The organism is Marinimicrobium sp., from assembly GCF_002695945.1.
Classification (GTDB): domain Bacteria; phylum Pseudomonadota; class Gammaproteobacteria; order Pseudomonadales; family Cellvibrionaceae; genus Marinimicrobium; species Marinimicrobium koreense.
The window spans coordinates 1-11,740 of the sequence record NZ_NZQP01000045.1; the positions used below are offsets into that span (position 1 = coordinate 1).

Here is an 11,740-nt window from a genome sequence, read left to right on the forward strand (position 1 = left end):
AACGGTAAACCCCGCAAACGCCGGAACCACATTGAGGCACTCAGCCTTGCAAAAGCTTAACGTGAAGATAAACCAATGAACCCAGACCTGAATCACCTGCACCCTTATCCGTTTGAAAAGCTCGCCAAGCTTAAAGCGGGCGTGGAGCCGCCGGAACATCTATCCCATATTGCACTATCCATTGGTGAGCCCAAACACCAGCCGCCGGCATTCGTGCTCGACACCCTGAGCCAGAACCTCAACCGCGTCGCCAACTACCCCGCGACCAAGGGCCTGCCGGAATTGCGTCAGTCTATTGCCCAATGGGCCGAAAAGCGCTTTGCACTGAGCACGGGGCAACTCGACCCCGAGGCGCAGGTCCTCCCCGTAAACGGCACCCGCGAAGCCCTGTTCGCTTTCGCCCAGGCCGTGGTGGACCGCACCGCCGAACAACCATTGGTGGTCAGCCCCAACCCGTTTTATCAGATCTACGAAGGCGCCGCCCTGCTTGCCGGAGCGCAACCGGCGTTTCTGAACTGTACCGCTGACAACCACTATATTCCCGACTTTGCCGCCGTCGACCCGAACATCTGGAAACACTGCCAACTCCTGTACCTCTGCTCACCGGGCAACCCGACCGGAGCGGTACTCACGCTCGAGCACTGGCGCACCCTGTTGGCACTGGCCGACGAGTATGATTTTGTAATTGCCTCGGATGAGTGTTACTCCGAACTCTACTTCGACGAACAGGCACCCCCGCTTGGATTGTTGCAGGCCTGCACAGAGCTCGGCAGTGAAGACTTCAGCCGCTGTGTGGTCTTTCACAGCCTATCCAAACGCTCCAACCTGCCGGGCTTGCGCTCTGGGTTTGTGGCCGGTGATGCGTCGATTCTCGCGGAGTTTTTGCGTTACCGGACCTACCACGGTTGCGCCATGCCGGTACCCTCACAACTGGCGAGCATCGCGGCCTGGGAAGACGAGGCGCATGTGCGGGCGAACCGAGATCTGTATCGCCAGAAGTTCGCGGCGGTGCTGGACATCCTGGACGGCTGCCTGGATGTTGCCAAACCTGAAGCGGGCTTCTATCTCTGGCCGCGCACGCCGGTGGACAGTGAGACGTTCGCCCGGGAGTTGTTTGCCCAACAGAACATTACCGTCCTCCCCGGCAATTACCTGGCCCGCGACACCAAAACCGGCAATCCGGGCGACCACTATGTCCGAATGGCATTGGTGGCATCCCTGGACGAATGCGTCGAAGCGGCACACCGGATTCGCGAGTTCATGAAACAGTACTGAGGGTCTTCGTAGGAAGTGCTGCGGGATGTCGCAGTACTAGGCTGGAACTTCGAATGGAGTGCTGCGGGAGGGGGTTCCCCTTTGGGGCACGCTGTGAATACATCCCTGTACGCTCTGCACCGGCCGTCCAGGCCGGTGACGGCCCCAAAGGGGAACCCCCTCCCTCCGCGGTGCCACCCAGATAGTTTCGGGAACTAGATAGCTCTGCAAAAATCTCTGAGTGGCAATGAGGAGGATGCGCGGGAAGCCAGTTGAAGACTCTCGGAGGCAGGGAGCCGACGAGAAGCCCCCAGGGATGGGTTCACGGCGGGTCTTCAACTGGCTTCCCGTGCAGCCTCCGGACCTCACGCTGGCAACTCACTTTTAACGAGTCCCAAATAGACCATGGATATTACAAAGAACCTGAAAAAACCCGAACGAGTCGAGTTCATTTTGAATCGGCTCCAGGAACTGTATCCCGAGCCGCCGATACCGCTCGATCACAAAGACCCCTACACCCTACTGGTCGCTGTACTGTTGTCCGCCCAATGCACCGACGAGCGGGTCAACCAGGTCACCCCACATTTGTGGCAACTCGCCGACAACCCCGCGGACATGGCCAAAATACCCGTCGAAGACATCCAGGCCGTCATCCGCCCCTGCGGACTCTCGCCTCAGAAAGCCAAAGCCATCTCCAAACTGTCCCAGATACTCATCGACGAACACAACGGCGAAGTCCCCGATGACATAGACGCCCTGGAAAAACTGCCCGGCGTCGGCCACAAAACCGCCAGCGTCGTCATGAGCCAGGTTTTTGGCGTGCCCGCATTTCCGGTCGACACCCACATCCACCGGCTCGCACAACGCTGGGGACTGACCAACGGCAAAAATGTCACCCAAACCGAAAAAGACCTAAAACGCCTGTTCCCCAAAGACCGCTGGAACGCCCTGCACCTGCAGATCATCTATTATGGACGCGAGTACTGTTCCGCGCGGCGCTGTGATGGTACGGTGTGCGAGATTTGCCGGACCTGCTATCCAGCACGTAAACATCCCAAAAAAGTACACAAACCCTGAACCACCGGCACCCAATTCCAGACTGAAGGACACACAGGATGACCGCTCTACTCAAACACCTGCACCTGCTCTTTGTGTTGCTCTCTTTTATCGGTTTCTTTATCCGCGGCATCTGGATGATGCAGGGCTCTGGCTTGCTAAAACGCAAGTGGGCTCGAGTGCTGCCCCATATCAATGACACCCTGCTACTGGTGAGCGCCGTTGCCCTGGCTGTTGTCATGGGTTACTCGCCGGGCGATCATCCCTGGCTGATGACCAAAATCATCGCTCTGTTTGTCTACATCGGTGTGGGCGTGCTGGCCTTCCGGCACCCNAAAAANNCNGTNCGGGTCGCCGCCTGGCTGATCGCGCTCGGGATTTTCCTCTACATTGTCAGCGTNGCCCTGTTCAANCACCCGCTGGGCTTTATGTTGACCCTGGGCGCCTAAGTCACCNNCCGTGGCCNACTACGCGCCCACNTCCTGGCGNCGNCTGGCACTGTTCGCCCTNCTGTTTGTGCTGCTGACCGCTGCGGGGCTNTATTCCGTNTGGGGTCAGTTTGCCGGGCGGGAACTGACCTTCGATACCCGTCTGCTGCAGCCCTGGGTGCTACTATCGCTGTTGGCATTGCTGGCCGTTTATTACCTCAGTGATGCACTGCGATTGGGGTACACCCTGCAGGCGCTGGGACACCGGGTCCCATTNCGGAGCCTTCTGTCACTCGTTTTTATCAANCTGTTTTTTTCCAATATCACACCNATGGCCACCGGAGGCGGTTTTGCGCAGATCTGGTATCTGCGCCGCGAAGGTGTNCCNNTTGGCCACGCGACCGCNGCCACGACNTTNCGCACCCTNCTGGCGGTGGCGTTTATTTTTACCCTGGCGCCCCTGTGCCTGCTGACCCTGGACGTATTCAGCGAAGGCACCCTTGGAAAAAACATAGGGTGGGCGCTGGCGGGCTTTGTGGTGTTGTACCTGGGCTTTTTTGCCCTGGTACTGTTNCGCACCCNCTGGCTGATTGGNCTGGTGAGNGTTCTGNTGCAACAGCTTCGCCGCTGGCATGGACTCAGTGATCGCCGCCACCGCCGCTGGCAGTTCCACCTGCGCCGGGAGATGTTGCGATTCGCGCGCGCGTTTCGCGAGTATGGTTCCGGTAACCACTGGGCGGTGTTCGCCTCCATCCTGTTTACGGCACTATTCCTGTTGAGCCTGTTCAGCTTTCCCGCGCTGCTTCTTTGGGGGCTGGACTACTCGGTCAGCTACGTGAACATCCTGGGGTTGCTGCTGGTGACGACCTTTATCATGTATTTTTCGCCGACCCCTGGCGCCTCAGGTATTTCTGAGGGAGTATTTGGTCACTTCTTTCGGTCCTTGATTGGTGGCCCCCACTTATTGCTGGTGACCCTTGCCTGGCGAGCACTGACCATCTACCTGGGGATGACCATCGGGCTGGTGCTGTTCAAGCGAACCCTGGCAAAAAATCTTTTACGCGACGCCCAACGGAATAAACGGTAATGAAAGCGCCACGCCTGATGAAATGGCTGTTCTATCTGAATTTGACGATCGTCGGCTTCCTGATCGGCTACAAGCTCTACCTCAACCTGGACCGCCCCGAGTACAACAGCCTGCACACGGAACAGCTACGCCTACTCAAAGATAACCTCGAATCCCGGGATGACTACCAGTTCGCGGTGGTAGGGAACATCAACAACTCGGTGGGCGTGTTTGAAAAGCGCATAANTCCCACGCTGAACCAGTCCGGCGTGAATTTCATGGTCTCCGCCGGCAATGCNGTCAGTGGCGGCGGTGAAGACAAATACCGCGCGCTCCACGGCACCCTGAGCCACCTGGACATTCCCTACCTGCTGACGTTCGGGNAANAGGAGCACGAGGACTTCGGCAGCTTCCGTTTTTACGAGCATTTCGGACCCTATTTCTANAACTTCAAGCTGGGCAACAGTCAGTTCATTTTTCTGGACAGCACCGGAAAAACCCCCTGGCGCTGGCAGATCGAGTGGCTCAAGGGGTTGCTNGGCGACGCNCAGTCAGGCCCGGTGTTCCTCTTCCTTGGGCATCCCCTCTANCCGGTCGAGCACGAGCTGCTGTTCGAGCGGGNAGACCAATACCTGCAGGACCCCACATTCAAGGATGCACTGCTTGGCCTCATTCACCAGCATGATGTCACGGCGGTGTTTTCGGCCAACCTNCCGCTCTATTCCAGNCAAACCCATCAGGACACNCACTTCATTACCACGGGCGGTGGCGGCGGNCTGGTACTGAACGATGACGTNAGCTTTTATCACTACGTCAAGGTCGCCGTNTCGGGTCGCNATGTGGANATCACCATGGANCGCCTNGATGTNGGCCANCACCCGCTGCTCTCCACGCTGGAGAGCTTATGGTTTTTCATCTACTCCCTGTTCTATGTCGGGTACGTCAACTTCATCCTCCTGGTCAGCGCTTTCACGGTAATCGCCATCAAGCTCTACCAGCGTATTGTGGTCGGTCAGGACTACTACCCGGACTTTGATCTGGACCCCACCCCTTGGCAGAANGCCCCCCTGCGGGTGGCCATGTTCACCAACAACTATCTACCGTTTATTGGCGGGGTGCCGCTGTCGATTGAACGGCTGCGCCGCGGGCTGANTGCCCTGGGAAATTCCGTACTGGTGGTGGCACCGCGGTATCGACGTCAGGACCCCGAGGAATCCGGTGTGGTTCGCGCCCACTCACTGCTGACGCTCGGTGTTCGGGGNGAGTTCAGGCTCCCCAATATTTTCCTGAANCGGATTCGCCGNGCGGTGCGGGAATTCAAGCCGGACCTCATTCATGTCCATCATCCGATATGGATGGGCTCTCTNGGGCTGTGGCTGGCCCGNCGTCTGGACATNCCTTCNGTCTACACNTANCACACNCGGCTCGAGCACTACGCCCANTTCGTNCCNCTCCCNGGNGCACTGTTCCGCAACCTGATCTCNCACGGATTGATCAANCGCTTTGCNAATCGATGCAGCGGGGTCATCGTACCCACNAACTCCGCCGAGGATTACCTGCGTATGATCGGGGTGAAAACCCCNATCTTTGTNCANCCCACCGGNATTGACTATGACCGTTTTCAGACGGTNGACGATGNGGCCTTGGCNCGNCTTCGCCAGNANTACNCTCTGGAAGGAAAGCGGGTTCTGATCAGCGTGTCCCGNNTGTCGACGGAAAAGAACATCGATTTTCTGCTGGATGCGGTGGCNCGGCTCAAAGACCAGACCNNNACGCCCTTTCANTTANTGATGATCGGCGACGGNCATGANCGNCACCGCCTGCAACAGCGAATCGAACANGANGCACTGNCNGANCATNTCACGCTGGTGGGCGCGATCGCCCCGGAGGACATGGCCACTTACTACCGCCTGGGCGATCTCTTTGTCTTCGCTTCCAAATCGGAAACCCAGGGAATGGTCATCCTGGAGGCCATGGCCGCGTCCCTGCCCGTTGTCGCGGTGCGCTCCAGCGGCATTGATGATGTGGTCCGGGAGGATGAAAACGGCTATAAAACGCCCGATAATCTNGAGGTCTGGTGNCAGCGGGNNCGCNANCTGATNGAGGANGACNNGCACCGTGANCNTCTNTCCCGGCAGGCACAATCGTTTGCACAGCANTATTCCACCGACGCATTTGCGCGCAACGTGAAAGGNATTTACAGTTGGCTGATGGCNGCCCACCATCAACATAAAAACCATTCAGAGTGGTAGAGNCNCTTTCTTTACAGCAAAAACTTATAAGTTTCCGTNATCTAGACTGATTTCTAATAACAAAGGTGGGTTGAGTGGCCTACCGTTGACGGTGTCGCCAAAATGTCNTATACAAGGCACTACGCTGTACAAAATTCATAACAAACCACTGGCGCGACTATGAAAAAACTATTTATTCTACTCAGTCTTNTGGTGTGCCTACCCAGCCAGGCCTGCGATGAAACCTGCAAGCGCGAGGCGGCCATGGAAGAGCACGGTGTCAAATTCCCCAGNTANCTCACNNCGTCCTACTGNCAGGACACCAGCGTNGCGTTTCTNTTNCGCGCGCGGGAGAGCCTGCAAAGCTANCGGGATGANAAGCTGACCACCGGCCATAAAGGAGGNATGCGCAACATCAGCAACTTCCTGAAGCAGCGCAAGCAATGGCTTGANGAGTGTGATCAGTATCTGGCCCTGACCGATCAGGGACGGGTATTCCGCGATGAAGCCACCACCCAGAATATTCTGACGGCCATCGATTCAACCACTGCGGAACTCGACCGTCTGGTCACCAGCGGAGGCGGTGTTCACGCACCCGCCAGTCAGGCGGAAATGGCGGGTGTGCGGATGGATCAGNTGTTTATGGTGGTCGACAACCACCGGACCGATCTGCAACTGCGTGGTCAACTGGTAATNCGTTAATCCCTTTTTTTNAGCGACAGCTTGGGCCGCGCGGGGCGGTCCTTGCGCTGCTCAGCAAACTGTTTGGCACTTTCTTCCGCCCGACGGGCNCGACTGTTNACGACGGTAGAGCGCTTCTGGGAGCCAGCATCCGAGCCGTTGGCGGCAGCNGCCANCGCCTCCATNCCNGANCGTAGCAGGCGCGCCTGATCGGCAAAGCTCAACCCTTGCGGATAGTTTGCCGGCGCGACGCCGGAGGGGTTGCGTACATCCCCCTCCACTTCCAGGCTGAAACCACTCGGGTGCTCCGCCCGGCCTCGGGCCAGATCCAGGGTCCANGNTTGGTAATCCAGGGATTCCATGGGTCAATCTCCGTTGNGGGAAGTGGCNNCGGCGCCCTTCCAGATCACGATTTGGTGGCGGCCCGACGCTGGCGNGCCGGCGGCGCGGCNCCAATATGGGCNTCGTTGCGCTGACGCGCCAGNTCAATCTGTTTCTGCCGCTCNGCGAANCGGGCCTTCTGGTCGTCCGTCANTTGNTGGTAACAACGCGGACAACTGACGCCTTTCATATACTCCGGCGCCTGCTTGTCTTCTTCCGTGATCGGGTGACGACAGCCGTGNCACTGNTCATAGCTGCCGGGCTCAAGGCGGTGATTGACCGCGACGCGGTTATCAAACACAAAGCACTCACCCCGCCANAGGCTCTCTTCCTCGGGGACTTCNTCCAGGTATTTGAGGATACCGCCCTGCAGGTGGTANACCTCATCAAAGCCCTGNGCTTTCATATACGCGGTGGCCTTCTCGCACCGAATGCCGCCCGTGCAGAACATGGCCACTTTCTTGTAGCGCGANGGGTCGAGGTTATCCTGCACGTANTGGGGGAATTCGCGGAATGTCTCGGTCTCCGGGTCAAGCGCCCGCTCAAAGCTCCCGATCGCATACTCGTAGTGGTTACGGGTATCGATNACGAGTACNTCNGGGTCGGANATCAGCGCNTTCCAGTCGCTCGGCGGCACGTANGTGCCCACGCTCTGGCGAGGGTCAATACCCTCCACCCCCATGGTCACGATTTCCTTTTTCAGTTTGACCTTCATNCGGTAAAACGGCTGCTCATCGCTNGGAGANTCCTTGTGCTCCAGATCCGCCAGTCGCGGGTCCGAGCGCAGGTAGTCNAGCANNCCNTCGATGCCCTCCCGGGAGCCGGCAACCGTGCCGTTGATNCCNTCATGGGCCAGCAGCAGCGTNCCTTTNAGACCCAGCGCCACGCAGCGCTCCCGCAGGGGATCACTGATCTCCTGGAAGTCNGGCAGAGANGCAAATTTATACAGGGCAGCGACAACAAAAGCACTCATGGGAAGACAATNAACCTCGGGGAACTGACAGAAAGCGCGCATTATAAACGCTTAAANTTTGAACAACCAGCTTCNNCCGGTGAATTGACGGGTCAATTCACCGGANTTCAGGACTTCGCNCCACCGCCCAGGCAGGGNGGCGAGCCCGGNACCTGATTNGCGTCGCGCCACTCCTCTGGGCTGTANGTGTGCAGCGCCAGGGCATGGACNGGNCCTCGNANCTGCTCGGCGAGCGCCCCATAAANCGCCTGATGACGCTGCACCTGNCGCTTGCCAACAAAGGCCNCAGAGACCANCACGACCTTGAAATGACTCTCCGANCCGGGGGGCACATTATGCTGGTGGCTNTCATTGAGCACCTCCAGNTGGAGGGGCTCGAAGGCCTCTGTCAAAGCACGNTTAATNGACGCTTCTACCGGTTTCATACACTACTCCACAAANTTTGTCGGCATTTTACCGATTGCCGACTACACTGTGTTAATTCANCCCTCAAAAAAACAATTGACCNCCATGNACCGNCCAGACACCATATCCATCAGGCGACGACGTCCAGCGCTCGCAANACCTCGGACGTGATGGGATAGACCGGGTAGTCACGGAAAAAATCCGCCAGATCGAAGGCCTCCAACACCCGTTCGCTNTAGTCCCGATGCCGGGCTCGCGCGGCGTCAAAGCCGCGAAACTGTAGTTGCTGCANGCANTCCGGGCACACCCGCCAGGGCCAGGGGTCCGGCTCGGGTAACCGGGTGGCCACCGNCANNCGCAGATCCGGNTGCTGNCGNCGCAACTGTTGCNGCGTCCGACAGTACGCCAGGTGGTACCCCGGCGCCGCCCAACTCTCTCCCGGCGCCTGCCCCCACACCAGAACCCGGCTGTTTTTATACGCCAGNGTNTAATCGTGCAGGCANCGTAAGGCCGACCAGCCCAGTGTCAGGCCCGTGAGGAGNTCTTCCCGTTCCCGGGCGGTGAGATGCAGCNGAGGATCAAAAAACTCGAANGCNCCCAATTGCTCCGCCCCGAGAGANGCCCGCANGCGGTTGAACGGCTCAAACTCCAGAAAGTCCGGCAGCTTCACGAGCGNTCCTCGGTNAGCAACCCTTCGATACGGGATTCCGCATCGGTGCGCANCCGGAACTCAACCCGNCGGGAGCGGATNTCGTCCTCCTGGCCGTTTCGGGTCACCACCTTGGAGGAGGACAGTCCATTGGCGGTCAGNTGCGCCTTGATCCAGGCCCGCTCCGGCTCCACGTCCGGCAGGCTGAGCAGGTAGGCCAGGGTTGTGCGGGTTCGAGCCTGGGACAGCGCCATATTGCGAATGTAGGCTTCCCGCTCCGGCAGGNTACCCCAGTCGCTGGAGGTGTGGCCTTCAATCCGCACCTCCAGAATGTCGTCCCGGTANTTGGGGGAGGTGATGATCGCCAGGTAGCGCGGGAAGAANTCGGACAATATCGCCTCAAACGCGGGACGCAGGGTGTCTTCCCCCTGGGGAAAGAGCACNTCGGTGTCGTAAAAGCGCAGGCTGAGATCCCGGTTNAGTTCGGCTCCCCAGCGCGGCAGGTCGTCTCCGAACTCTTCCTGAAGATCGTCGTACAGCTGGGTCTTCAGGCGGTCGTAGAGCACCGCCACATCNCGAATTTTACGGCTCTCGATCTCGAGCTGAACCATATAGACCACGGCAATCAANAGGAACACCATCATCAGTCCCCCCATCAGATCACTGACGGAGACCCAGTGCTCCTCGTGCTCTACATCATGGTTGGGCCGGGGTGCGAGCGGATTTTGCTGATTGGGACGCTGAGTCATGAGTGGTATCGGGGCCATTGGAATCAGTAACCGCGCCGCTGGCCTGAACCAGNGCGCGCAACTTGTCNGTCAGCGGTGAATAGTCGTTGACGAATTTCTCGGACAGTGAGGTCAATTGATAGCCAAAGGTGGTCAGCGCCTTGGTCAGTTCGCGCTCCAGTGCCTTATCAAGCTCCTCCAACTGACTGCCGGTACGNTCCACCAGGGCTTCCACCTGTTGGTGCANACCGTTCTGGGATTGNGTCAGNCTGTCGGCCAGGTTGCGATGCACTTCCGCCGAGGTATCCCTCAGGGCCCGGGAGGCTTCATCCAGCACCTGNCTCAGTTGCTGTTGGTTGCGGGTCACGCTGTCCGCCAGCTGATCCGTGAGCGCATCCACCCGNCCCTCCAGAGAGGGNAGACCCGCCGCAGCCTTTTCNGCCACCGTCGANAGCTGGGACAGATACTGATCCANCCCCTGNGCCTGCGCCTGCAGCGCTTCCATCAGCCCNCCGAGAGACTCGGANACCTGATTGAACACCTCGGAGTGGGTGACCACTTTCTCATACGCCCGGCTGGCCTTGTCGAGCAGCTCNCCNTTGGACTTCTGAGTCACCAGAAGCTCCTGCAGTTCGGTTTTGTAGTTCTGNTGCCAGAGCAGCATNTTNCCNACCGCTTCATTGAGCTTCTTGAAGTTTTCGCCGTACTGNACGTCGATCTGGGCATTGAAGTCGGTNAGCACGGTNTCCAGCGCGCGAATCAGCGCCTGAGTGTTGGCCTCGGTCATATCGGCCTGATACTGCTCCAGAGACTGCTTCAGCCCCCGGATTTCGTCCTGCTGTTGCTGGCGCAAGCCCTGCACAGCAGCGTTCAGACCACCGGCATCGGGGTCGGACAGGGATTGGTGAATATCGGANAGCAGNTTGGCCAGATCATCGACCGTGGCCGCCTCGTAACTGGACTGGCGCCGATGCTGGCGCAGCGTGGTNGTCAAATGACGGAACTTGACCANCAAGGCGCCCAACAGGCCGGCNATGGAGGTCCAGAAGGCNGTCTGAAGCCCCTCNATCAANCCCGGAACGCTGGACTGGATATCCGTCGTGTCAAATTCCAGCAGCCCCAGCGCCACCCCGATAAAGGTACCGAAAATACCCGTACTGGTGAGAATGGTCGGGGCGTGTACCGCACTTTGGGAAGAGTAGCCCGGCCCGATGAAATAGACCGTCATCAGTACGATCAATGCCATCAAAACCAGTGACAGGGTTGAGAATTCGAGCAAGAAGTCCATAGAGGCCTGAGTCTGTATGCCGTCTCGGCGTTAACGTCGGCCCCGAGTGTAGCCTATTCGCCCCACGGTCGACCACTGCCGAGCACTCCCGCTCCTCTCAGAGAAACCGCGCCGCTCCCACGCTGACCCAGATGATGGCCAGCAGGATCAGACTGACCAGCACCAGTGCCGAGCCCATATCCTTGGCGCGACCCGCAAGCACATGCATTTCATCTCCCGTGCGATCAATCGCCGCCTCAATCGCCGAGTTCGCCAACTCCGCCATGATGACCCAGAACACACTGGCCACCAGCAGCAACCGCTCCATTAGGGTCGTCCCCAGCCAGAGCGAGGCCGGTAGCAGGATAACCGCCAACAGGACCTCCTGACGGAACGCCGCCTCGAAGCGCCAGGCCGCGGCAAAGCCGTGCATGGAGTACCCAAAGGCATCAACAATCCGGCGTAAACCGGTTTTTCCGGGTTTGGGCATAAGGTGGTAACACTCCTGGATGATCGCCAATGCCGCGTACGTTAACGGATTGTTGCGGCGATGGAAATCCCGGCCGTTCACTGTCATGGAAGATTCACAATGGAGTGCTATCAATACGCTGTCGGCGGCTG

9 protein-coding genes are annotated in these 11,740 nt (G+C 58.6%); 5 read left to right on the top strand and 4 right to left on the bottom strand.

Going from position 1 to position 11,740, the window contains the following annotated elements; translation table 11 throughout:
* The first annotated feature begins 75 nt into the window (after positions 1-75).
* The 5 genes from dapC to CMG77_RS16205 all read left to right on the top strand — a co-directional run bounded on the left by dapC (position 76) and on the right by CMG77_RS16205 (position 6,056).
* Entirely contained in the window at positions 76-1,275 is a 1,200-nt protein-coding gene (gene dapC, locus CMG77_RS10215) for a succinyldiaminopimelate transaminase (protein ID WP_286805176.1), read from the top strand.
* Positions 1,276-1,659: 384 nt separating this feature from the next.
* On the top strand, positions 1,660-2,331 hold the full coding sequence (gene nth, locus CMG77_RS10220) for an endonuclease III (RefSeq protein ID WP_286804424.1): 672 nt from the start codon (positions 1,660-1,662) through the stop codon (positions 2,329-2,331).
* A gap of 38 nt (positions 2,332-2,369) precedes the next feature.
* On the top strand, positions 2,370-2,759 hold the full coding sequence (locus CMG77_RS10225; RefSeq protein WP_286904342.1) for a SirB2 family protein: 390 nt from the start codon (positions 2,370-2,372) through the stop codon (positions 2,757-2,759).
* Positions 2,760-2,826: 67 nt separating this feature from the next.
* The gene (locus CMG77_RS10230; protein ID WP_286904380.1) at positions 2,827-3,825 is read left to right on the top strand and encodes a lysylphosphatidylglycerol synthase transmembrane domain-containing protein; all 999 of its coding nucleotides are present in this window, start codon (positions 2,827-2,829) and stop codon (positions 3,823-3,825) included.
* Positions 3,826-4,883: 1,058 nt separating this feature from the next.
* Complete coding sequence (locus CMG77_RS16205; protein WP_502691851.1) at positions 4,884-6,056, top strand: glycosyltransferase; 1,173 nt, start codon at positions 4,884-4,886, stop codon at positions 6,054-6,056.
* A gap of 1,066 nt (positions 6,057-7,122) precedes the next feature.
* Here the strand turns inward: CMG77_RS16205 and trhO are convergent.
* The 4 genes from trhO to CMG77_RS10260 form a co-directional block, all read right to left on the bottom strand.
* Positions 7,123-8,070 carry an oxygen-dependent tRNA uridine(34) hydroxylase TrhO gene (gene trhO, locus CMG77_RS10245; protein WP_286904346.1) on the bottom strand — a complete coding sequence of 316 codons (948 nt, stop codon included), beginning with the start codon at positions 8,068-8,070 and terminating at the stop codon, positions 7,123-7,125.
* Between the two features lie 107 nt (positions 8,071-8,177).
* On the bottom strand, positions 8,178-8,495 hold the full coding sequence (locus CMG77_RS10250; protein ID WP_286904348.1) for a BolA/IbaG family iron-sulfur metabolism protein: 318 nt from the start codon (positions 8,493-8,495) through the stop codon (positions 8,178-8,180).
* Positions 8,496-8,605: 110 nt separating this feature from the next.
* Positions 8,606-9,145, bottom strand: coding sequence for a hypothetical protein (locus tag CMG77_RS16210; protein WP_502691841.1), 540 nt, complete (start codon positions 9,143-9,145; stop codon positions 8,606-8,608).
* Positions 9,146-11,237: 2,092 nt separating this feature from the next.
* Positions 11,238-11,609: a diacylglycerol kinase gene (locus CMG77_RS10260; protein ID WP_024460614.1), complete on the bottom strand. Its 372-nt coding sequence runs from the start codon at positions 11,607-11,609 to the stop codon at positions 11,238-11,240.
* Positions 11,610-11,740 lie beyond the last annotated feature (131 nt).

Excerpts from the sequence above, each read along its gene's own strand:
- dapC (WP_286805176.1), top strand. The coding sequence starts at position 76 with ATGAACCCAGACCTGAATCACCTGCACCCTTATCCGTTTGAAAAGCTC.
- nth (WP_286804424.1), top strand. The coding sequence starts at position 1,660 with ATGGATATTACAAAGAACCTGAAAAAACCCGAACGAGTCGAGTTCATT.
- CMG77_RS10260 (WP_024460614.1), bottom strand. The coding sequence starts at position 11,609 with ATGCCCAAACCCGGAAAAACCGGTTTACGCCGGATTGTTGATGCCTTT.